Origin of the sequence: Haemophilus parainfluenzae ATCC 33392 (genome assembly GCF_031191205.1) — a bacterium.
In the GTDB taxonomy this organism is placed as follows: Bacteria; Pseudomonadota; Gammaproteobacteria; order Enterobacterales; family Pasteurellaceae; genus Haemophilus_D; species Haemophilus_D parainfluenzae.
Genome location: NZ_CP133470.1, coordinates 403,246 through 427,409, shown reverse-complemented (window position 1 = coordinate 427,409; position 24,164 = coordinate 403,246). Strand labels below are relative to the sequence as shown.

The following is a 24,164-nucleotide window of genomic DNA, read 5'->3' as shown; positions in this document are numbered from 1 at the left end:
GATGTTCCTTATTTATGGTTAATATTATTTATATTTTTATAAAATTTACTTCATCGCCACACCTAACCATTTCATCATCTCTCTCTCATCCCAACCTTTACGTTTGGCATAATCTTGAGCTTGGTCTTCATCTATGCGACCTAAAGTGAAATAGTTACTTGCCGGGTGGGTGAAGTACCAACCGCAGACAGAAGCTGCAGGCCACATGGCGTAGCTTTCGGTGAGTTTCATACCGATGCGTTGTTCTACTTCTAATAAATCCCAGATCAAGGCTTTTTCAGTATGTTCAGGGCAGCTTGGATAACCCGGTGCAGGACGGATGCCAACATAGTTTTCATTGATTAACCCTTGGTTGTCGAATTCCTCTTGCGTGTAGCCCCAAATGCGGGTGCGTAGCTCAAAGTGCAGGTATTCAGCCATGGCTTCCGCTAAGCGGTCGCCCACAGCTTGTAGTAAGATGGCATTGTAGTCATCGCCTGCGGCTTTGTAGCCTTCCACTAAATCCATTTCTTCGGTACCGGCACACACGGCGAACATGCCCATCCAGTCTTTTTTGCCACTTTCTCGATCGGCGATAAAGTCGCTCAAGGCAAAGTTAAATTGGCTTTTGCTGTTTTTGCCACGTTCCGTTTGTTGGCGTAAGCCGTAAGCCGTGCCGATGGGTTGAGTGCGGTCTTCATCGGAGAATAGCACCACATCATCGCCCACACGTTCTGCAGGGAAAATGCCCAATACGCCGCTTGGGTTAAGTTTGTGGTTTTGTTCAAACGCATCTAACATTGCTTGCGCATCATTCCACACGCGGCGGGCTTCTTCGCCACTTTCCGGATGATCAAAGGCATCCGGATAGCCGCCCATCAAGCCCCATACACGGAAGAATGGCGACCAGTCGATAAATTTGCGCAGCTCGGCAATTGGCACGTTTTTAAATTCCACAATGCCCGTTTGTTTTGGTGTTGGTGGCACATAATCCGCCCATTCGCCGTTAAAACCATCAAAACGGTTTGCACGTGCTTCTTTAATGCTGAGTTGCTTACGCAGTGGTTTGCGGTTAGAGAATGATTGCTGGATTTTCTCGTAATCTTTCTTGAATTGTTCCCACAATGCTGTACGCCCTTCCGGGTTCATCAATGTGGCACAGACTGTTACCGCACGGGAGGCGTTCGAGGTATAGAACACACCGTGTTGTTTATATTTTGGATACAGTTTAATGGCGGTATGTTCTTTGGAGGTCGTTGCACCGCCGATTAAAACAGGCAAGTTCAAGCCCAAACGGGTCATTTCGCCGAGGAAGTATTCCATTTCGTCTAGGGATGGCGTAATTAAACCGCTCAAGCCGATAAGATCAGCTTTTTCATCAATGGCGGTTTGAATGATTTTGTCCGCCGGCACCATGACGCCTAAGTCAATGACTTCAAAGTTATTACATTGCAACACCACGCTCACGATGTTTTTGCCGATGTCATGCACGTCACCTTTCACGGTGGCGATCACCACTTTACCGTTGCTAGAGCCTTTTTGTTTGGTGGCGTTGATAAACGGCTCTAAATATGCCACGGATTGTTTCATTACACGCGCCGATTTCACCACTTGCGGCAGGAACATTTTACCGTCGCCGAATAAATCACCCACTACGTCCATGCCTGCCATGAGAGGGCCTTCAATTACCTCTAACGGCGTTGGTAATTTTTGACGTGCCTCTTCGGTGTCTTCGATGATGTGCGTAGTAATGCCTTTCACAAGGGCGTGTTTTAAGCGTTCTTCCACCGGCCAAGTGCGCCATTCTGCGACAGAATCAACCGCACTTTCATCGTTGCCTTGATTACGATATTTTTCTGCAATATCGAGCAGTTTTTCGGTGGCATCAGGGCTGCGATTTAATACCGCATCTTCCACGATTTCACGTAATTCAGGATCGAGATCGTCATAAATCGCGAGCTGTCCTGCATTCACGATCCCCATATCCATGCCTTGTTTGATAGCATGATAGAGGAACACTGCGTGAATGGCTTCACGCATCACGTTGTTACCACGGAATGAGAAAGACACATTCGACACCCCGCCTGAGATTTTCGCATGCGGTAGTGCGCGTTTAATGCGACCGGTAGCATTGATGAAATCCACACCGTAGTTGTTGTGTTCTTCAATCCCTGTACCGATAGCAAAAATATTCGGGTCGAAAATAATGTCTTCAGGTGGGAAGCCTACTTGGTTCACCAAAATGTCATAAGCACGGCTACAAATTTCCACTTTACGATCTTCGGTATCGGCTTGACCTACTTCGTCAAACGCCATGACCACCACAGCTGCACCGTATTTACGCACCAGTTTAGCGTGGTCGATAAAGATTTCTTCGCCTTCTTTCAATGAGATCGAGTTCACAATCGGTTTACCTTGCACCGACTGCAAACCAGCCTCAATCACTTCCCATTTAGACGAGTCGATCATCACCGGCACTTTGGCAGCATCAGGCTCGGTCGCCATAATATTGAGGAAACGGGTCATGCATTTTTTGCCGTCGAGCAAGGCCTCGTCCATATTGACATCGATCACTTGTGCACCGTTTTCCACTTGGTCGATGGCAATTTCAATCGCTTCGGCAAATTTGTCTTCTTTAATTAAACGTTTGAATTTCGCCGAACCGGTCACGTTATTACGTTCGCCCACGTTAACGAATAGGCTTTCATCATCAATATTAAGAGGTTCTAACCCTGATAAACGCATCGCGGTTTTAATTTCAGGTAATTTACGCGGTGCAATACCCTGCATGGCATCTGCAAAGGCTTTGATATGTTCTGGCGTCGTACCACAACAACCGCCAACAATGTTCACAAAGCCACTTTCAGCCCATTCTTTCAGATGTGCTGCCATCTCTTCTGCACCCAAATCATAGCCACCAAAGGCATTTGGCAAGCCTGCATTTGGGTGGACGGAAACATAGGTTTCGCTGATTTTAGACAGTTGTTCAACATATTGGCGGAGTTCTTTTGGACCAAGGGCACAGTTCAAACCAAACGTCAGTGGTTTAGCGTGACGAAGCGAGTTGTAGAACGCTTCAGTGGTTTGCCCAGAAAGGGTACGGCCGGAAGCATCGGTAATGGTGCCGGAAATCATAATCGGTAATTCCACACCTAATTCCTCAAACACGGTTTCAATGGCGAAAATGGCGGCTTTTGCGTTTAACGTGTCGAAAATGGTTTCGATCATGATTAAATCTGCACTACCTTCAATTAAGCCTTTAGTCGCTTCCGCATAGGCATCCACCAGTTCCATAAATGTCACATTACGGAAACCTGGGTCGTTTACATCGGGAGAAATAGAGGCCGTACGGTTGGTTGGCCCTAACACGCCCGCAACAAAGCGAGGTTTTTCTGGTGTACTGTATTTATCTGCGGCTAAACGCGCTAGTTTTGCCCCTGCGAAATTCAGTTCGTAGGCAATAGACTGTAAATCATAATCCGCTTGTGCAATAGTGGTAGAACTGAAGGTATTGGTTTCAATAATATCGGCGCCCGCTTGTAAATATTTCTCATGAATCGCAGAAATTAACAGCGGTTGGGTTAAGGTAAGCAAGTCATTATTGCCACGTAAATCAACCGCACTTTCTTTAAAACGCTCGCCTCTAAAATCAGCCTCAGTGAGTTTATATTTTTGGATCATCGTCCCCATCGCACCATCTAAAATAAGGATGCGTTCAGCGAGGGATTTTTTCAGTAATTCGGTTTGATTATGTGACATAGACAGCTCTTTTTAAAATCAATCAATATTGGTCGGAATAATAGGGATAAGCATGGATACTGTCAAATAAAAGGGGAGAAAGTGCGGTAAAAAAATGGAATGTTTTCAAAAAGAAAGGCGGACAAATTGTCCGCCGAATGGTTAGCTATATTTGCTGTCCGAGTAAAAAAACAGATTAACGTAAAAATGCCGGAATATTTTTTTCGTATTCACTGATTGCATCTTCATGTTGTAACGTCAAACCGATGTTATCCAAGCCGTTTAATAAACAATGACGGCGGAATTCATCCAGTTCAAAGTGATAGACTTTGTCACCTACAGTGACGGTCATCGCTTCTAAATCCACATGGATTTGTTTGCCTTCATTTGCCCACACCCATTGGAAGATTTCTTCCACTTCTTCTTCGCTTAAACGAATCGGTAACATGTGGTTGTTTAAACTGTTGTTATAGAAAATATCCGCAAAACTTGGTGCGATCATCACTTTGAAACCGTAATCGGCTAATGCCCAAGGCGCATGTTCACGAGAAGAACCACAACCAAGGTTTTTACGCGCTAATAAAATGGTCGCGCCTTGATATTGTGGATAATTCAATACGAAATCTGGATTTGGCTTGGTGCCTTCTACATCCAAATAACGCCATTCATGGAATAAGTGTTTGCCGAAACCTACGCGGGTAATGGCTTGTAAAAATTGTTTTGGAATAATCGCATCCGTGTCCACGTTTGCCGCATCCAATGGCACTACTAGGCCTGAAAGTTGTTTAAATCCTGCCATTTTCTGCTCCTTAGTTTAATGTGACGTCACGAATATCAACGAATTTACCGAACATTCCCGCTGCCGCTGCCATCGCAGGACTTACTAAATGGGTACGCCCATTACGACCTTGGCGACCTTCAAAGTTACGGTTTGATGTAGAAGCACAGCGTTCCCATTCACCTAAACGGTCATCGTTCATGCCTAAACACATAGAACAGCCAGGATTACGCCATTCAGCGCCTGCTTCGATAAAGATTTTATCCAAGCCTTCTTTTTCTGCTTGTTCTTTCACTAAACCAGAACCAGGCACCACTAAAATACGTTTTACGTTATCGGCTTTTTTGCGGCCTTTCATGACAGCCGCTGCGGCACGTAAATCTTCGATACGAGCATTAGTACAAGAACCGATAAACACTTGATCTACAGGGATATCTTTTAAATCAGCGTTAGCGTCTAAGCCAATATAATTTAAGGCTTTTTCAGCTGAGGCACGAGTCACCGGATCGGTCATTTCTGCTGGATTTGGCACTGGCTGATCGATACCGATTACTTGGCCTGGGTTGGTTCCCCAAGTTACCTGTGGTGCAATATCTTTGGCTTCTAACGTGATGACTGTATCAAATTTCGCATCATCATCGGATTTTAAGGTTTTCCAATAAGCAACGGCATCATCCCAATCTTTACCTTTCGGTGCATGTGGACGACCTTTTAAGTATTCGAAAGTGGTTTCATCCGGTGCGATTAAGCCGGCTTTCGCGCCCATTTCAATCGCCATATTACAAACGGTCATACGGCCTTCCATGGAAAGGTCACGAATGGCTTCACCACAGAATTCCACTACATGGCCTGTACCGCCCGCCATAGTGGTTTTGCCGATAATGGCAAGAATAATATCTTTTGCGGTAATGCCTGGTGCTACTTTGCCACGCACTTCAATTTTCATATTTTTTGCGCGAGCTTGTTTTAAGGTTTGCGTGGCTAATACGTGTTCGACTTCGGATGTGCCGATACCAAATGCCAAAGCGCCGAACGCACCATGAGTGGCAGTATGGGAGTCACCACACACGATAGTCATACCTGGTAAGGTTAAGCCTTGTTCAGGCCCCATGACATGCACAATACCTTGTTCTTTTGTGGTCATGTCGAATAATTGAATACCGGTCGCTTTTGTGTTTTTTTCAAGTTCCAATACTTGAATTTTCGCTTGGCCTTCAAGTTTGTTCACATCACGTACTTGAGTAGAAATACTGTGATCCATGGTACCGAAAGTTTTGCTGACTTGACGTACTTGGCGGCCTGCCACACGTAAACCATCAAAGGCTTGTGGACTGGTCACTTCATGGATTAAATGACGGTTGATATACAAAATCGGCGTTTCGCCTTCAGCTTCGTATACCACATGGGCATCGAATAATTTTTCGTAAAGAGTTTTTGCCATAATTTTTCTCAATTCGTTAGAGGCTTTTGTTAGAGTAGTAAGTGCGGTCAAAATTGAGGGTGTTTTTAAGCCGCACTTTAATTGTTTTTATTAGATTGCGTTAGCGATTAATGTACCCATTTCTGCCGTTGAAACAGGGGCAGAGTCATCGGCTAAATCTCCCGTACGGTGACCATTTGCTAAGACTTTTTGTACGGCATTTTCAATGGCATCCGCTGCTTCGTTTAAGTTGAAGCTATAACGCAACATCATCGCCGCAGAAAGAATTTGTGCGATTGGGTTGGCAATGCCTTTGCCTGCGATATCTGGTGCAGAACCGCCAGCCGGTTCATATAAGCCGAAACCGTCTTCATTTAAGCTAGCAGATGGCAGCATTCCCATAGACCCTGTGATCATCGCCGCTTCATCAGAGATAATATCGCCGAAAATGTTAGAGCAGAGGAGCACATCGAAAGACTCAGGCGCTTTGATTAATTGCATGGTCGCGTTGTCGATATAAATATGATCTAAAGTGACTTCAGGGTAGTCTTTCGCCACTTCAGTTACGGTTTCACGCCATAAGATTGAGGCTTGTAGTACGTTGGCTTTATCCACAGAAGTGACGTGTTTACGACGTTTCATTGCTGCATCAAAAGCCGCACGCGCAATGCGTTCGATTTCATATTTGTAATAAACTTCCGTATCGAATGCTTTAGTTTGTGCACCTTCGCCTTCACGGCCTTTAGGCTGACCGAAATAAATCCCTCCCGTTAATTCACGTACAACCACCATATCAAATCCTTTTGCCGCAATATCTGCACGTAATGGACAGAATTTTTCGAGTCCTTTATAAAGGGTAGCAGGACGAAGATTACAGAATAATTTGAAATGTTTACGCAATGGTAATAATGCACCGCGTTCAGGTTGTTGATCCGGTGGTAAATTTGTCCATTTTGGGCCACCTACAGAGCCAAACAAAATCGCATCAGCATCATCACAGCCTTTTAAGGTTTCAGCTGGTAATGGGCAACCACAATGATCAATTGCGGCACCACCTACATAAAATTCATTGAAGTTAAGTTTGAAACCGAATTTTTCTTGGACTTTGTTTAATACTTTAATGGCTTCAGCCATCACTTCTGGACCAATACCGTCTCCCGGTAGAACAGCGATGTTGTATGATTGCATATTGTTTTTCCTATTTCAGTCACACCAAAGTGCGGTTAATTTTTTTCACATTTTCTCCCCTTTAAGTAAAGGGGAGATTAGATAGATTAATGATGTTTGTGGCTTTTAATATCGGCGACTTTATGTGCACGGTAAATGGCATTAATTGCATGAACTAAAGCAAGTGCGGAAGATTCAACGATGTCAGTTGCTAAACCAACACCGTGGAATTTACGCCCTTCGTGTTCAACCACGATATCCACCTGACCTAACGCTTCAGCACCTTCGCCTTTTGCAGTTAAGTTATAGTGGGACATTTTGATATCTAAGCCAGTTAAATTCAAGATCGCATTGTAAACTGCATCAACCGGACCATTACCACCGATAGAAGAGGTGCTTAATTTTTTACCATCCAATTCCACTTGAACAAACGCAGTCGCTGGATATTCTTTAGTAGAGTGAGCAGAAAGTTTATCTAACACTAAACGATCTTCATCCCCTTGTTGCATATCAATAAAAGCTAAAGCTTCTAAGTCATAATCAAACACTTGGCCTTTTTTGTCTGCCAATTTTAAGAACGCTTCATACAATTTGTCTAAATCGTAATCTTGTTCGGTGTAGCCCATATCTGCCATATGGCCTTTTACTGCTGCGCGACCAGAACGTGCGGTTAAGTTCAATTTCTCTTTCTTCAAGCCGATAGTTTCTGGTGACATGATTTCGTAGGTATTTTGGTTTTTTAACATACCATCTTGGTGAATACCGGATGAATGTGCGAAAGCATTTGAACCTACAATCGCTTTATTCGGTTGGATTGGCATATTACAAAGTTGGCTCACCATTTGGCTGACACGATGAATTTCTTGTGTGTTGATACGTGTATCCACGCCCATAAATTCTTGACGAACTTTCATTGCCATCACCACTTCTTCAAGAGAGGTATTGCCTGCGCGTTCACCAATGCCGTTGATAGTACATTCAATTTGACGTGCACCATTTTGTACAGCGGTTAAGGAGTTAGCCGTTGCCATACCTAAGTCATTATGGCAATGTACGGAAATCACTGCCTTGTCGATATTTGGCACGCGGTTACGTACTTCAGCAATAATATTACCGAATTGATTAGGTAAGCAGAAACCAACAGTGTCAGGAATATTTACAGTTGTTGCACCTGCATTAATTGCCGCTTCAACAATACGACAAATATTGTCGATACCTGTACGGCCTGCATCTTCGCAAGAAAATTCTACATCGTCAGTATAATTACGTGCATGTTTTACTGCGGCTACCGCCATTTCAACTACATCGTCAAAGGTACGTTTTAATTTGGCTTCAACGTGTAATGCTGAAACTGCAATAAATGTGTGGATACGAAACGCTTCTGCCACTTTTAAGGCTTCAGCTGCAGCATCAATATCTTTAATTACCGCACGGGAAAGTGCAGCAACACGACTATTTTTGATATGGCGTGCAATGGTTTGAACGGATTCAAAATCACCTTGAGAAGAAACCGGGAAACCGACTTCCATCACATCTACGCCGAGACGTTCAAGTGCTAAAGCAATCTGTAATTTCTCTTTAACGGTTAAGCTTGCTTTTAACGCTTGTTCGCCATCACGCAAGGTGGTATCAAAAATAATAACGCGATCTGTCATAGTATTTTCCTTCTTTTATCACTCAAAGTGCGGTCATTTTTACCGTGATTTTAAAACGAAAAAACCCGCAATCTTAAAAGTGCGGGTTGATAATAGATTTTTTACATAAAGGTGTTTTTTATCCACAACTTAGCCGCACAAAGAATGTGAGAGCAGGAGGTTGAGAGATAAAGAAACAGCTTGATACATAAAAAGATAATCCTGTAAAAAATTCTGTAAAACGCTGTCCATATTACGGATAAAAATGTTGCTGTCAAATCATTTATTAGTGATTTATATCTAAAATAAATATCTCAACATAATCTTAAAAGTTTATTTCTCTAAATATGAATCATTGCTCGGAATTAATCTCTAAAAATGGCTTTTAATAAGCCATTTTTGTCCTGTTTTATTCCTTGTTTCTGGTATGCCGATTTTTTTTAAAATTTTTTCTCTTTTTGCGATCTGAATCGCAGAATTAAGACAAACTTTTCATTTTTTGAGACAAATCTCGCCATAATTTTCTTTTTAAAGGAGTGAATTATGAGCGATTTTACGTCGATTTTGTTGCGATTAGCTCAAGTGCCCAAATTGGGCAGTGTGCGGATTCAACAAATTTTGGCCCATGTGAATATAGAAGACTTGTTAAATTATGATGAAGTGGCATTTCAACAAATGGGTTGGGATGCTTTGCAGATTCGTCGTTGGTTTCAGCCGGAAATGAAATTTATTGAGCCCGCTTTGAGTTGGGCAGAAAAAGAAGGCCATCATTTAATCCACTGTTTTTCAAATGAGTATCCTTTTTTACTCAAACAAATTAGTGGTTTTCCGCCCTTGTTATTTGTGAAAGGCAATTTGACCGCACTTTCTGCTCAGCAAATCGCCATGGTTGGAAGCCGTTATTGTTCCGCTTATGGGGAATATTGGGCAAAATATTTTGCGACAGAGCTTTCTCTCGCAGGATTGACGGTGACGAGTGGGTTGGCTTTAGGTATTGATGGATTTAGCCATCAGGCGGTGGTGGATATTCAAGGGCAGACCATTGCCGTATTGGGCAGCGGATTAGATCACATTTACCCCGCTAAACATCGTCGATTAGCCGAGCAAATTATCGAAAATAACGGGGCATTAGTTTCTGAATTTATCCCTACGCAAGCGCCGATTGCTGAAAATTTTCCTCGTCGTAATCGCATTATCAGCGGGCTTTCATTAGGATCGTTAGTGATTGAAGCCACAGAGAAAAGTGGTTCACTCATTACAGCACGCTATGCCTTAGAACAAAACCGCGACATTTTTGCGTTGCCGGGGAATATTCAAAGTGAATACAGTCAAGGCTGCCATAAACTGATTAAGCAAGGGGCGATGTTGGTGGAAAATGTTAAAGATATTTTAGATAGCCTCAATCACAGCGTTGCTTTTCATCCGCCATTACATACGCCAATCAATCAACCACTTACTGCCAAAATACTTACGGTGGAGCCGAGTCATCCTGAACTTTATCAACATATCAGTTATACACCGATAAGTCTTGATGATTTATCGGTTGCATTGAATTTGCCGGTGGATTTGCTTTTAGTACAGTTATTAGATTTAGAGTTACAAGACTTAATCGTCAATGAGAATGGACTCTATAAGCGGATAGCGTAAACGGGGTAGAGTAAGGAGGCTATCCTGTGCTAAGATACGGTTCAGTTTTAGAAAGGAGAACCTATGTTAGCCATTATTTCCCCGGCAAAAACCTTAGATTTTGAAAGTGCGGTCAGAAATCTTCCTGTTTCTCAACCGCACTTGACGGATTATAGTGAGCAACTGATTGAAATCTGTCGTCAATTATCTCCCCAAGATCTTTCTTCCTTAATGTCGATCAGCGACAAGCTTGCGGGCTTAAATGCCGCTCGTTTTGCTGAATGGACAAAATTTCACAACGAAAAAAATTCACGTGCAGCCATTTGGGCATTCAAAGGTGATGTTTACACCGGTTTGGATGCGGATAGCTTATCTGATGAAGATGTGCAATTCGCACAACGCCATTTACGTATGCTTTCCGGTTTATATGGTTTACTTAAGCCCCTTGATTTAATGCAACCTTACCGTTTGGAAATGGGCACGAAGTTAGCGAATCCCAAAGGGAAAGATCTTTATGCTTTTTGGGGAAATATCATCACGCAATCCGTGCAACAAGCGCTTGATGAGCAAGGCGATCGTATTTTGATCAATTTAGCTTCTGATGAATACTATAAATCAGTGAAAGAAAGCCAATTAGATGCACAAATTGTTAAGCCTATTTTCTTAGATAATAAGAATGGTAAATACAAAGTGGTCAGCTTTTATGCGAAAAAAGCCCGTGGTTTAATGTGTCGTTTTATCATTCAAAATCGTTTGGAACGTGTTGAACAACTGAAAGAGTTTGATCTAGGTGGTTATTGGTTTGATGCGACATCCTCAGCTGAAAAAGAATTTGTATTTAAGCGAGATATCAATGAATAAAATCCTGGTTATATTGACCGCACTTTTACTCTCAGGTTGTGCGGCAAAAGTGAGTCAGCTTCAAACTCCTGAAAAAATTGAGTACAACGGCAAAACTTATAAACTTACAGCAAGCCAAGATTTGGATACGATTGCGCGTTATGTTTATCTTGCAGAGCCTGATACATTAGAAAATTGGCAATCTCAAATTGAAGTATTGCTTGATCGTGATTTATCTCGTTCTATTGAGCAACGAGTGGCATTGCGTGAAAAAGTATATCGTAATTTACGTGTCCAAGATTTCAAAATTCGAGCAAATTCGAATAAAAGGAAAAAACCTGCAACAGAGTTAAACGGTTATGTTATTTATGCACCAACAGAACAGAATCCATCTTGGCAGGTAGATATTGCAAAAGGGAAAAATATTCCTTCTTGTGGTTTTGTACAATATCAATATTCCCAAAAAGTAGAACAAGGTAAAAAATTTCAACGCTTAAGTAAGGTAAAAATAGTAAAAAATTTACAAAAATATTTAGTGGCAAAAGAAAGCAAAACATTACAAAAAGCGGACCTTTCTTGGAAGTGTGAAAGTTATTTCCATCATTAAAACTTATACTAGATCAAATTCCACGTAAATTTTAAAAATTTTTCTAGAGAGGAAATAATGGATGGTGTAATCTTGATGCCAATTATTCTTAGAGTTCAAAGTAGGTAAATATGATTAAAAAAATTGCTGTATTAACCAGTGGTGGTGATGCACCAGGTATGAATGCTGCCATTCGTGGTGTTGTTCGCGCAGCCCTTGCAGAAGGGCTTGAAGTATTCGGCATTTATGATGGTTATCAAGGTTTATATAACAATAAAATCAAACAGTTAAACCGTTATAGTGTCTCAGATGTGATTAATCGTGGTGGTACATTTTTAGGCTCCGCCCGTTTCCCTGAATTTAAAGATCCAGCAGTACGTGAAAAATGTGCAGAAATTTTACGTTCACATGGTATTGATGCTTTAGTTGTTATCGGGGGGGATGGTTCTTACATGGGGGCAAAATTGCTTACTGAAGAACACGGTTTCCCTTGTGTGGGTATTCCAGGCACAATTGATAACGATGTGGCTGGTACAGATTACACAATTGGTTATGAAACTGCACTACAAACAGCAGTGGATGCGATTGACCGTTTACGTGATACCTCAAGTTCTCACCAACGTATTTCTATTGTGGAAATCATGGGGCGTCACTGTAGTGACTTAACCATTTCGGCAGGTATTGCCGGTGGTTGTGAATATATCGTGGCATCTGAAGTGGAATTTAATCGTGAAGAGTTAATTCGTCAAATTGAACGCAGTATTATTCGCGGAAAACGTCATGCTATTATTGCGATTACTGAATTAATCACAGATGTACATTCTCTTGCGCGTGAGATTGAAGCGCGTGTAGGCCATGAAACCCGTGCTACCGTATTAGGTCATATTCAACGTGGTGGTTCACCTTGTGCCTTCGACCGTATTTTAGCTTCACGTATGGGCGTATATGCGGTAGATATATTGCTACAAGGTAAAGGTGGCTACTGTGTGGGTATTCAAAATGAAAAATTAGTTCACCACGATATTATTGATGCAATCAACAATATGCGTCGTGAATTTAAAGCAGATTGGTTAGAAATGGCTAAACGCTTAGAATAATTTTGTAAAGGCTACTTAAAACAAAAGAGATCGAGCTAAAACAGTGGTTGTTTTAGCTCGATTTTTATATGCCTAGATTAGGCTTTTAGTTTATTTTTCTTACGTTGCAAGAAGTACACGAAAATAAGTAATAATGCACAGGCAAGAGATACAATAAATAAGCTACCAAAGAATCCGTTCCAGTGGAGCGATTGAATAATCCATGCTAATGGCGCACCTGCAGCAGCCGCACCAATATAGGCGAAGAGACTAACGAAACCGGTAGAAGAACCTGAAGCATGTTTGTGAGAGTTTTCAGCCGCAGCCATTGCGATAAGAAATTGCGGACCAAAGATAAAGAATCCCATTAGGAAGAATAATCCACACATCACAAAATAGTTATCACTTGGGATGAACCATAATGCTAAGGAGGTTGAAATAATACCTAACACATAAATGATGTTCATTTGGGTACGGTTTCCGTTGAAGAACTTATCAGAGCCCCAGCCCGCAAAAAGTGCCCCTAAGAATCCACCAATTTCAAAGAAAGAAACTGCTGAGTTTGCTTTAAGCAAGTCATAACCGTGGGTTTCTGTTAAATATAAGTTACCCCAGTCGTTGATACCGGTACGGATAATATAAATAAAACACCAAGAGAATGCTAATGCCCAGATAATGCTGTTTTTGAACACATAAATTTTAAGAATTTCCCAGTTAGATAAACCTAAACCTTCACTTTCATGTTCTTTTTCAGCAATATCATTACGCCATTCACCAACCGTTGGAAGTCCCATAGATGTTGGGCGATCGCGTAATAAGAAGCAAAGAGCGAAACCAATGGCACAGGCTATAATCCCTGGCACGATCATACCGTAACGCCATCCCCAATAAAGGGCGACAGCACCAGATAAAATTGGAATGAGTGCACCACCTAAGTTATGTGAGGTATTCCAAATCGCCCACCATAATCCTCGCTCGTTACGTGAGTACCAAGTATTTAGGATTTTTGAACATGGAGGCCATCCCCAACCTTGGAAAAAGGCGTTGATCATCCAAAGGGTGATAAACATAAAGACGGATGAACTCATACCGAATAGAATGTTGACAACGCCTGTCATCATTAAACCGAACCCCATAAAGTAACGAGGGTTAGAACGGTCACCAAGTACACCCGATAAGAATTTTGACACACCGTAGGTAAGATAAAACGCAGTACCCATGATACCGATATCGGCTTTTTGTAGCCCTAAGTCCGTCAGCATGGCAGGCATAACGAAGTTAAAGCTTTTACGAGTAAAATAGAAAACGGCATATCCGATATAGCTAGTGATCATCAAATGTAATCGCCAGTAACGATAAGTTTTGTCGATCTCCTCTTTGCTTTTCGTAACCGGTAGATCCGGTGGTACACTGAAGATACCCATAATATTTCTCCTCTAATGATAATAAATCATTTCAGTATATTACAAAGTTAGTTTTCAAAAAGGGACGCAGATCAAAGATTTCAGAATTTATGTGAAAAATGGCGTGAATAGTTGATTTGATGATATGAGAACAAAGTGCGGTCAACCTTTTTAAGGTTTTGACCGCACTTTGTTTTAGGATGGTTTGGATGTGTTTTATGCTTTACGCTGCAAAATTAAAAAACGACAATCATAGGGATTATCCGCATCTGCTTGGTGATATTCCTCAAACTCGATGTGCCATTCAGCCCAATTAATTTCAGGGAAGAAAGTATCGCCGTCAATGTCTGCTTGAATTTGAGTAAGATACAATTTATCGGCTTTAGGTAAATATTGTTTAAATAACTCACCGCCGCCAATCAACATGATTTCATCAAATTCTTTGACAAAATCGACCGCACTTTCAAAACTATTTTTCCAGATGACTCCTTCATGTTCGTAAGGGGTACGTGAAAGGACGATATTGGTGCGTTTAGGCAATGGGCGACCAATACTTTCAAAGGTTTTACGACCCATAATTACCGGTTTGCCCGTGGTGTTTTTACGAAACCAGGCTAAATCAGCAGGTAAGTGCCAAGGCATTTGATTATCTTTTCCGATGACGTTATTTTTTGTTGTCGCAACGATCAAACTTAATGTCATATTTTCTATCCTATTTTTCTTTTTTTGCACTATATCATAGCTATTCACAAAATCTGTATATGAGGTTGGATTTTTCGTGATTTTTATTAATTTTAGTGCTAATTTAACCGCACTTTTCTATTTTTTCACTGAGGATAAACTATGTCGGCAAATCGTAAAACAATCGTCGTAAAATTTGGTACTAGCACATTAACACATGGTTCCCCAAAATTGAATGCACCTCATATGGTCGATATTGTTCGCCAGATTGCCCAACTTCATCAAGCGGGTTTTCGTGTCGTGATTGTGACATCAGGTGCGATTGCCGCTGGACGACATTATTTAAATCATCCTCAACTTCCCCCAACCATTGCTTCCAAGCAGCTTCTAGCCGCAGTAGGGCAGAGTCAGCTTATTCAAGCCTGGGAAAAATTATTTGCGATTTATGATATTCATATTGGACAAATTTTATTAACTCGTGCTGATATTGAAGACCGTGAACGTTTTTTAAATGCGCGCGATACATTACATGCCCTGTTAGACAATCAGATTATTCCTGTGATTAACGAGAATGATGCGGTGGCAACGGCTGAGATTAAAGTAGGGGATAACGATAACTTATCGGCTCTAGTTGCGATTTTAGTGCAAGCGGAACAACTTTATTTATTAACGGATCAACAAGGTTTGTTCGAAAGCGATCCTCGTAAAAATCCAGATGCGAAATTGATTCCTGTGGTTGAACAAATTACCGACCATATTCGTTCTATTGCAGGCGGTAGCGGTACAAACCTTGGTACTGGCGGGATGAGTACAAAAATAATTGCGGCAGATGTGGCAACGCGTTCGGGCATTGAAACCATTATTGCACCAGGTAGCCGACCTGATGTTATTGTGGATTTGGCGTATGATAAACCAATTGGCACCAAATTTATTGCGCATCATTCAGATCGTTTAGAAAGCCGTAAACAGTGGTTATTTGCCGCACCATCAGCGGGTATACTGACGATTGATGAGGGCGCTGAAAATGCGATGTTAGTACAGAATAAATCGTTGCTACCTGCAGGGATTACGGCTGTGGAAGGGCGTTTCTCACGCGGTGAAGTCGTCAAAATTAAAAATACCTCAGGTAAAGTGATTGCACTCGGTATGCCTCGTTATAACAGCGATGCGTTGGAATTAATCAAAGGGAAAAAATCTCAAGATATTGAGCAAATTCTTGGTTATGAATATGGTGCTGTTGCGTTACATCGTGATGATATGATTGTGCTATAGTCTGCAATAGAAATCGGATCTCTCATATTTTCTGAACCTTCCTTTTATTTTGTCGGTCTATAAAACCATAAAAAGGGCAATAGCCCGACATTAAGTAGTAAAAGGAGACAACATGAGATTAATAGCGACCGTTTTAGCTGTTGGGCTATTAAGTGCTTGTACGCAGGGCTATTATGTAAAACATCGTAGCCCAATTTCAGTGAGCAAACACGTAAAGCGTTTAAATACGACGGTTTGTCATGATAAAGATGACTGGTATTTAGATGGTTATCGTGTAGGAAAAGATTTCCAAGCGCAAAGCCAATCTCAATTGAATAAACGAATTAATTATTGTGGCCGACGTGTACCTGAAGAGCTGAGAACCGCATGGTTTAACGGTTTTGATGCAGGCTCAAATGGCGTTCAGATTGATATAGAGGGTTATGATGAGGATGCTCTCTTAACCTATGATTATGACGATGATGATCGTTATAGCGAAGACGAAGAAGAATAAAAAAGTGCGGTTAATTTTAACCGCACTTTTTCTTTTTAAAGGATATCGAGTAATTCGACTTCAAACACTAAGGTTGAGAACGGAGGGATAGATGCACCCGCACCACGTTCACCGTAAGCTAATTCGTGTGGAATAGTGAGTTTCCATTTAGAACCAACAGGCATCATTTGTAATGCCTCAACCCAACCACGAATTACACCATTTACCGGGAATTCAGCAGGTGTACCACGTGCAACAGAGCTATCGAATACAGTACCATCTGGTAATGTACCTGTGTAGTGAACACGTACTTTGTCCGTTGCAGATGGTTTGTTACCATTACCTTCAGTTAAAATTTCGTATTGTAAACCGCTATCAGTCACGTTTACGCCTGCTTTTTTCGCGTTTTCTTCTAAGAATTTTTTACCTTCTTCTTCAATCGCTTTAAATTGCGCTTGTTGTGCTTCAGCTGCTTGTTGTTGAAGCGCTTGAACAGAATGCATTAAATCATTAATTTCTAATGCGGGTTGATTGCGGTTTAACGCGTCGAAAATGCCTTTTGCTACCGCTTCAACAGAAATATCCATTTGGCTATCTGCTAATTGTTGACCGATTTGTAAACCGATACCGTAGCTGCCTTTTTCAGAAATACTTTCTAATTTTACTTGTTCAAAAATTTGAGCTGTCATTGTTTTCTCCTTTGTTGTAAAACTATTTTTTCAATGCCAAGATTTCACCCATGTGAACAGGTTCATCAACACTTAAATGATCGGCAATTTGCACTTGACCGGCTTGGAATAAATTAATTACGGTAGAACCAAGTTGGAACCAACCCATTTCTTGACCTTTGCTTAATTTAACCGCACTTTCACCTTCATAAGTCCACACTTTCACTTCGTTATAACGTGGCGGATTAATCACACCAGCCCAAACGGTACCGATACTCGCAGTGATTGTTGCACCCACTAAGATTTGTACCATGGTGCCAAATTCAGTATCAAAGACACAAATCACACGTTCATTACGTGCGAAGAGGTTCGGTACATGTTTCGCTAAAAATGGATTGACGGAGAATAAATCACCCGGCACATAAATCATTTTGCGAAGTGTACCATCACACGGCATATGCACTCGGTGATAATCACGTGGTGATAAATAAGTGGTGATGAATTCCCCATTTTTAAAGGTCTCAGTTAAATCTTTATCTTCTGCCAATAAATCATGTAAGCTGAAGAAGTGACCTTTTGCTTGTAATAGGCGGTCATCTTCAATGTGTCCACATTCACTTACACGGCCATCCGCAGGGCAGCAAAGTGCCGTTGGATTTTGGTTAATTGGTCGTGCATTTTCTTTTAATGGACGGATAAAGAATTCATTAAAACTAGCGTAATCACTGAATTTTTCTTTTTCAGCAATGCTCATATCAATGTTGTATTTTTTTGCAAACGCTTTAATCACAAAATGTGTCATTGCGCCCCATTTTTGTTTAGCTAACCAACCTGCTGCTTGTGTCATATAGATTTGAGGCATCACATATTGAAATGCAACTTTTAGGCGTTGCCAATAAGAAATTGGGTTCATTGATTTCTCCAATAAGATTTAAAAGTCGGGCGATTATAACAACTTATTTCACTTGTGCAATGTTAGTCGATGTTTTTGCGTAAGATACAAGCAAGAAGCCGACATTTGTCGGCCTCTTTTTGCGTTTATAAAATCATTTTGACTAATTTGTCTGCTTGAATCCGAGCAAATTTTTTCAACAGTTTTTGCACTGGTTCAGGATATTGCGTCAATTCTTCTAATTCAGAATAATCTTGCAATACTTTGGTATATTGGCGGATGTGCGACAATTCTTGTTCCACTTGAGGCAGAAGTTCTTGTTTTGGATCGTGGATTAATAATCCATTTTCCGCATCTAAACGCCATGCGCGAGGATTCAGGTTGTTCCCCGTTAAAAGAATATACTGGTTGTCCACCCAAACACCTTTGAGGTGATAAGTGTTATCGCCGTCTTTCCATAAACGCACCGTTAAATGGCCATTTTTAATGTAAGCATCAAATTTCTCGCAGAAACGACGAAGATTGCTTTCATATAAATAAGGCAATGCACCTGCCATTTTAAATGGCTGCTCTGGTGGAATATAGAAATCGTTCGCGACTTTATCACCCACGATAATTTCGACACGCTTTCCTTGCTCTAATAAGCGGGCAAGTTTACTTCTTAGCGTGCGAGGGAAGTTGAAATAAGGGGTGCAAATCACCAATTTTTCCTGCACTTGTAAGAATAAATCTTCGATAACTTGATTTAATTCATTGCCTGATGCACCTAAACCAAAAAGTGGTGAAATGGTTAAAATATCGGAAAAACCAACTGCACTTTCCAATTGATATTCAGCATGGGCAGATAAGTTTTTACGATAAGCTTTTATTGCACTACGAATTTCTTTTGTACGAGGGCGATTAGCCACATCTAATGGGTGTACTGCGCTGAAATCCAATAAATAATCATTGATGAAATTAACCATAGAGTCTGCCAGTGCAGCATTATGGATTTTTTGATAGCGGTCGTAACGGTATTTATCTTGTTGTTGTAAATACACGTTATTGATGCTTGCGCCGCTATAAAGCACGGTATCGTCAAAAATAAAGCCTTTAATATGTAATACACCAAAGACTTCACGGGTATTAATAGGCACGCCGAAGAACATATTCGGTTCATCGGGAAGTTGATAGGTTTGGCGTTGTTCACAATACCAATCAGCGTTAGTAGCAGATTTTTCTGCACCAAGTAAATTGCGTTGTCCGCGATGCCAATCCACTAAAATTTTCACATCCAATTCTGGATGATCTTGTTTTACGCGATAAATTTCATTGAGAATTTCTTGTCCCGCTTCATCTTTTTGCCAATAAAGTGCGGTCACGTAAATACGTTTTTTAGCTTGGCGAATTAATTCTATAATTTGTGCTTTGAATTCAAGCGGACTAAACAGAAACTCAACCTGTTCTGCCTGTAAAGGAAGAAAAGGCAAATTTTTTAAATTTTGTTCTGCTCGTTTAGCTTTATTGATTAACATAATCGATCTCTACACTAAAAGTTAATGCTCTAGTTTACAATATTTCCTTTGTGGATTGATAGAAAAAAGGTTTTTTTTCGTTATAATGCTCACAAATTTTCGCATTTTTTGGCGAATTATTATCCAATTTTTCCTTCGAGAAGCAAATTATGAGCAATTCACGCAAACCATCATTCCAAACAAATTCCACCAAATCTTTTCAAGAGCGTAGCCCCAAACGTGCATTTAATGATAAAGAACGTCGCTTTGATGATCGTCGTAATAATGAAAAACGTGAGGGAAATCAACCGCACTTTGATAAAAAACGGGATGAGCGTAAACCTTCTCGTGGCTTCCAACAGCAAGAGGTGAGAGAACCAAAAATTGCTGAACTTTCATTAAATAAAGCCAATGGTGAAAGTGGCTCGGTAAAAGTAATGGTGAAAAGTACTGGCGTGAGTTATAAACCGAAAGAAAAGAAAACGGGCGCATTATCACCACGAGCACCAGAGAAAATTAAAAAGAACCGTGCTGAAGAAATGAAAGTGTATGGTGAAAATGCGTGCTTAGAATTGTTTGCTGAGCGTCCGGAGAGCATCGTTCGTGTATGGGCAACGGTGCAAATGGCGCATCGAATTGGCGAGATTTTCAGTTATTTAGCCACGAATAAAAAAGTGTATCACGTGGTGGATAGCGATGAACTAAGCTTAGTAAGTGGTACCGAGCATCATGGTGGCATTTGTATGTTAGTGAAAAAACAACGAATTTTTTCTTTGCAAGGTTATTTAGATGTCCCACGTCAAGAAGACTGCTTAGTGGTGCTTGATCAAGTCAATAATGCGCAGAACCTAGGTGGCGTTGTGCGTACTTGCGCCTTCTACGGCATTAAAAATGTGGTAACAAATCAAGTTGAACAGCTTTATGCACCAGCTGCGATGCGTGTGGCTGAAGGCGGAATGGAGCATATTCGTATTTTAGAAACAGAAAGTACAGAAATTGCGTTAGAGGCTTTACGTAAGGCTGGCTATCAGATTATTCATGTATCAACCAATAAACAAGGTGTGGCGTTGGAACAACTCAAATTTGCGGAGAAAGTCGCGTTGGTATTGAGCGAAGGTAGTACAGATGATATTCGTGATAAACAAGATGTAAATGTGCGCCTTTCTTTAAGTAATCCATTAAAAGCAGGATTAAATATTGCAGTAAATGCAGGGATTTTATTATCACATTGGTATGTGAAATAACCTTAAGTGCGGTCATTTTTAGGTTTGTTTTGGGGCTGACATCTGTCAGCCCTTTTTCTTTTTCAAAATTATGTAAGATTCAAATTTTAATATTTCTTTTAAAAGCCTTTGGGGGGAATCAGACAAAAGATCTATACTATTTCGACTAGTTATTTAACAGGGAGTTTTTATGCCTGAACGTTCAGCCAATATTAGTACACATGATCCTTTCGGAAGTTTATTAGGTTATGCACCGGGTGGGATTGCGATTTATTCATCAGATTATCATACCGCAGATGAGAAAGAGTATCCGGATGATGCCGCCTTTCGCAGTTATTTAGGACGAGAATACATGGGCTATAAATGGCAGTGCGTGGAATTTGCGCGCCGTTATTTATATCTCAATCATGGCATGGTGTTTACTGATGTAGGAATGGCTTACGAGATCTTTTCTCTACGATTTTTACGTCAAGTGGTAAATGATGCCTTATTACCCTTACAAGCCTTTGCAAATGGTTGTAAACGTAAACCCGAAGCTGGCGCATTATTAATTTGGCAGGAGGGCGGTGAATTTAAACATACGGGGCATGTGGCAATCATTACCGAGGTATTAGAAGATAAAATTCGCATTGCCGAGCAAAACGTGATTCACTCTCGCTTACCAAGTGGACAGCAATGGACTCGTGAATTACCGATGACGGTTTCCGAAAGTGGTTATTTTCTGCATGATACCTTTGATGATACAGAAATTTTAGGTTGGATGATCCAAACAGAAGATACCGAATACAGTCTGCCGCGGCCAACACCAGAAAAAGAGAAACTTGAGATTCATGCTGAACATATAGAAAACAATGGTCAGTTTGAGCATAAATGGCTGAATGAGAAAAATGAATTTGAAGCGGCATATGTGAAAGCCATGGGTGGGCACAAAGTCAGCCATTCGGATCAATATCGCTATTTTACGATGTCTGAAACAGCACAACATGAGTTAATTCGTGCAACCAATGAATTGCATTTAATGTATTTGCATGCCACAGATAAAGTTTTAAAAGACGATAAGTTATTACAATATTTCAATATTCCTAAATTGCTTTGGCCTCGTTTACGATTGTCTTGGCAAAATCGCCGTTACCAAACCATCACGGGACGTTTAGATTTCTGCATGGATAGTCGTGGATTGAAAGTATATGAATACAATGCTGACTCAGCCTCTTGTCACGCTGAAGCTGGTGAGTTTATGAATCGATGGGCAATTCAGGGCGGATTGAAGATTGGTGATAATCCAGCTGATGGCTTACGTAATGCATTAGCGGATTGTTGGAAACACAGTGAAGCTACGCCGCTTGTTCATATTATGCAAGATCACGATGATGAGGAAGATTATCACGCATTATTTATGCGCAATGCACTAGTTCAAGCAGGATTTCAAGCTAAAATTATTCATGGGACCGAGGGATTGCATTGGGATAGCCGTGGTCGTTTGATTGATGATGAAGATAACCAGGTCAAAACCGTATGGAAAACGTGGGCCTGGGAAACCATGTTGGAGCAACTTCGTGAAGATGCAACAGGTATGGAAGTGGCTCCACCAATTCGTACGGGATATCCAGAAGACAAAGTGCGGTTGATTGATGTGTTACTTCGTCCAGAAGTTCTAGTTTATGAGCCACTGTGGACGGCTATTCCGAGTAATAAAGCGATCTTACCAGTGTTGTGGTCACTATTCCCAAACCATCGTTATCTACTAGAAGCAGGATTTGAATTGACGCCTGAGCTGATTAAAAATGGTTACGCACAAAAGCCAATTGCAGGTCGCCGTGGTGATAATGTGAAATTGATTGGTGAGTGTAAGTCGGTGCTTGATAGCAAAGATGGGCGTTTTGGTAAGCAGGAGAGTATCTACCAACAACTTTGGTGTTTACCAAAAGTGGAAGACCAATATGTTCAGGTCTGTACTTTTACTGTGGGCGGTCATTATGGTGGTAGCTGTTTACGCTCAGACCCGAGTTTGGTCATCATGGGAAATAGCGATATGCAACCGTTAAGGGTATTATCTGATAAAGACTTCCTTAAAAAATAAAAATAAAATCGGCACTCAAAATGAGTGCCGATTTATTATTTTGCTATAAGATTATTTAGCATCTTTGTTATCAGCAGGTTTTTCATTTGCTTTTAACATATCCGCAGGAATAAAGCTTTGTTGTACTTTTTCCATGTGTGGAAGGTTATGCGCAATACCTTTGTGACAATCGATACAGGTTTTGTTTTGTTCCTGTGCAAGAGCATGCATTTGTTGTGCCACAGTTTTTTGTTGAGTAAAGTCCATGTCATTGAAGTTATGGCAGTTACGGCACTCTTGTGAGTTATTCGCTTTCATACGCGCCCATTCGCGTTCAGCCATTTCTAAACGATGTTTTTCGAATTTTTCTTTAGTATCGACTTTACCTGTAAAGTGAGCATAAACTTCAGTCGATGCCTGCATTTTACGAACCATTTTTGGAATGAATTCATGTGGAACGTGACAGTCTGAACAAATTGCTTTCACACCTGAACGGTTACTAAAGTGGATTGACGCTTGGTACTCAGGTACAACGTCATTAGTATGACAGTCTGAACAGAATTGCTCTGTATTAGTTGTCGCCATTCCAGCATTAAACAGGTTAGTGCCAACGATAGTACCAATGATAGTTAATAAAATAACCCCACCAATTGCCATTTTGCTCGGAGAGCGTAACCAACGGCAAACTTTCTGAATGCTTGATTTAATCATGGTTTAGCTCCTTATTTACCTTGCATTTGACGAATGGTTTCGAATTTATTTTGAATAATTGGATTTACGTTAGTTTGCTGAACGTGGCATTGTAAACAGAAATAACGACGAGGTGAGGTACCTTCTGTTTTTTGGCCATCTCGTGTTAAAAAATGACTTTCAGGTACGCGAGGTGCCCCCGTTGTTGGAGCAACATCCGGAGAGTGGCAGCCTAAACATTGGTTTGCATTTTTTGTTACTTGTAAGCCACGTACACTATGCGGGACAAGTGGGGGCTGATTTGGGAAAGTTACTGGAATATTGCCTACATCTTTATAAGGGTTAGTAAATGCAGGTGCAATACTTTCTGTTGCTTTGTCGATGCTATTTGCAACTTGTGGCGCATCAGCAAATGCCAATCCGCTACATAAAGCTAGCATGAAAATAAATGATTTTTTCATGAAATC

20 protein-coding genes are annotated in these 24,164 nt (G+C 41.0%); 8 read left to right on the top strand and 12 right to left on the bottom strand.

Features of this window, described 5'->3' with window-relative positions:
• Nucleotides 1-45: 45 nt before the first annotated feature.
• The 5 genes from metH to leuA all read right to left on the bottom strand — a co-directional run bounded on the left by metH (nt 46) and on the right by leuA (nt 8,737).
• The gene (gene metH, locus RDV53_RS02050) at nt 46-3,738 is read right to left on the bottom strand and encodes a methionine synthase (RefSeq protein WP_005696828.1); all 3,693 of its coding nucleotides are present in this window, start codon (nt 3,736-3,738) and stop codon (nt 46-48) included.
• A 175-nt stretch (nt 3,739-3,913) separates the two neighbouring features.
• A complete protein-coding gene (gene leuD, locus RDV53_RS02045) occupies nt 3,914-4,516 on the bottom strand; it encodes a 3-isopropylmalate dehydratase small subunit (protein WP_005696826.1) in 603 nt (200 codons plus the stop codon).
• Between the two features lie 10 nt (nt 4,517-4,526).
• On the bottom strand, nt 4,527-5,936 hold the full coding sequence (leuC, locus tag RDV53_RS02040) for a 3-isopropylmalate dehydratase large subunit (RefSeq protein WP_005696825.1): 1,410 nt from the start codon (nt 5,934-5,936) through the stop codon (nt 4,527-4,529).
• Between the two features lie 90 nt (nt 5,937-6,026).
• Nucleotides 6,027-7,103, bottom strand: a complete 1,077-nt coding sequence (leuB, locus tag RDV53_RS02035; RefSeq protein WP_005696824.1) for a 3-isopropylmalate dehydrogenase — start codon at nt 7,101-7,103, stop codon at nt 6,027-6,029.
• Nucleotides 7,104-7,189: 86 nt separating this feature from the next.
• Nucleotides 7,190-8,737: a 2-isopropylmalate synthase gene (gene leuA / locus RDV53_RS02030; protein WP_005696823.1), complete on the bottom strand. Its 1,548-nt coding sequence runs from the start codon at nt 8,735-8,737 to the stop codon at nt 7,190-7,192.
• A 522-nt stretch (nt 8,738-9,259) separates the two neighbouring features.
• Between leuA and dprA the strand changes: the two genes are divergently transcribed.
• From dprA to pfkA, 4 genes are all read left to right on the top strand, one after another.
• Nucleotides 9,260-10,363 (top strand): DNA-processing protein DprA, encoded by a 1,104-nt coding sequence (dprA, locus tag RDV53_RS02025; protein WP_005696822.1) that lies wholly within the window; start codon nt 9,260-9,262, stop codon nt 10,361-10,363.
• A 63-nt stretch (nt 10,364-10,426) separates the two neighbouring features.
• Complete coding sequence (gene yaaA / locus RDV53_RS02020; RefSeq protein ID WP_005696821.1) at nt 10,427-11,203, top strand: peroxide stress protein YaaA; 777 nt, start codon at nt 10,427-10,429, stop codon at nt 11,201-11,203.
• Nucleotides 11,196-11,789, top strand: a complete 594-nt coding sequence (locus tag RDV53_RS02015; protein ID WP_005696820.1) for an HI_0983 family protein — start codon at nt 11,196-11,198, stop codon at nt 11,787-11,789. The genes yaaA and RDV53_RS02015 overlap by 8 nt, the downstream gene beginning before the upstream one ends.
• A 110-nt stretch (nt 11,790-11,899) precedes the next feature.
• Nucleotides 11,900-12,865 (top strand): 6-phosphofructokinase, encoded by a 966-nt coding sequence (gene pfkA / locus RDV53_RS02010; RefSeq protein WP_005696819.1) that lies wholly within the window; start codon nt 11,900-11,902, stop codon nt 12,863-12,865.
• Between the two features lie 77 nt (nt 12,866-12,942).
• On the opposite strand, the gene uhpC is transcribed toward pfkA, so the two are convergent.
• Nucleotides 12,943-14,268, bottom strand: a complete 1,326-nt coding sequence (uhpC, locus tag RDV53_RS02005) for an MFS transporter family glucose-6-phosphate receptor UhpC (protein WP_005696818.1) — start codon at nt 14,266-14,268, stop codon at nt 12,943-12,945.
• A gap of 195 nt (nt 14,269-14,463) precedes the next feature.
• A complete protein-coding gene (gene folA / locus RDV53_RS02000; protein ID WP_032822614.1) occupies nt 14,464-14,949 on the bottom strand; it encodes a type 3 dihydrofolate reductase in 486 nt (161 codons plus the stop codon).
• Between the two features lie 141 nt (nt 14,950-15,090).
• Here folA and proB point away from each other — a divergent pair, with 141 nt between their 5' ends.
• Nucleotides 15,091-16,200, top strand: coding sequence for a glutamate 5-kinase (proB, locus tag RDV53_RS01995; RefSeq protein ID WP_005696815.1), 1,110 nt, complete (start codon nt 15,091-15,093; stop codon nt 16,198-16,200).
• A 112-nt stretch (nt 16,201-16,312) separates the two neighbouring features.
• On the top strand, nt 16,313-16,693 hold the full coding sequence (locus RDV53_RS01990; protein WP_005696814.1) for a hypothetical protein: 381 nt from the start codon (nt 16,313-16,315) through the stop codon (nt 16,691-16,693).
• A gap of 35 nt (nt 16,694-16,728) precedes the next feature.
• On the opposite strand, the gene RDV53_RS01985 is transcribed toward RDV53_RS01990, so the two are convergent.
• The 3 genes from RDV53_RS01985 to pssA form a co-directional block, all read right to left on the bottom strand.
• Nucleotides 16,729-17,361: an FKBP-type peptidyl-prolyl cis-trans isomerase gene (locus RDV53_RS01985; protein WP_005696813.1), complete on the bottom strand. Its 633-nt coding sequence runs from the start codon at nt 17,359-17,361 to the stop codon at nt 16,729-16,731.
• Nucleotides 17,362-17,383: 22 nt separating this feature from the next.
• Entirely contained in the window at nt 17,384-18,253 is an 870-nt protein-coding gene (asd, locus tag RDV53_RS01980; protein ID WP_005696812.1) for an archaetidylserine decarboxylase, read from the bottom strand.
• 125 nt (nt 18,254-18,378) lie between these two features.
• A complete protein-coding gene (gene pssA, locus RDV53_RS01975; protein ID WP_005696811.1) occupies nt 18,379-19,746 on the bottom strand; it encodes a CDP-diacylglycerol--serine O-phosphatidyltransferase in 1,368 nt (455 codons plus the stop codon).
• A gap of 149 nt (nt 19,747-19,895) precedes the next feature.
• On the opposite strand from pssA, the gene RDV53_RS01970 reads away from it, so the two are divergent.
• Nucleotides 19,896-20,969, top strand: a complete 1,074-nt coding sequence (locus RDV53_RS01970) for a TrmH family RNA methyltransferase (RefSeq protein WP_005696810.1) — start codon at nt 19,896-19,898, stop codon at nt 20,967-20,969.
• A 169-nt stretch (nt 20,970-21,138) separates the two neighbouring features.
• Nucleotides 21,139-23,028, top strand: a complete 1,890-nt coding sequence (gene gss, locus RDV53_RS01965) for a bifunctional glutathionylspermidine amidase/synthase (RefSeq protein WP_005696809.1) — start codon at nt 21,139-21,141, stop codon at nt 23,026-23,028.
• Between the two features lie 51 nt (nt 23,029-23,079).
• Here gss and RDV53_RS01960 read toward each other — a convergent pair whose 3' ends face one another.
• Both RDV53_RS01960 and RDV53_RS01955 read right to left on the bottom strand, forming a co-directional pair.
• The gene (locus tag RDV53_RS01960) at nt 23,080-23,718 is read right to left on the bottom strand and encodes a NapC/NirT family cytochrome c (RefSeq protein WP_005696808.1); all 639 of its coding nucleotides are present in this window, start codon (nt 23,716-23,718) and stop codon (nt 23,080-23,082) included.
• Between the two features lie 11 nt (nt 23,719-23,729).
• Entirely contained in the window at nt 23,730-24,158 is a 429-nt protein-coding gene (locus RDV53_RS01955) for a nitrate reductase cytochrome c-type subunit (protein ID WP_005696807.1), read from the bottom strand.
• Between the last annotated feature and the right edge of the window lie 6 nt (nt 24,159-24,164).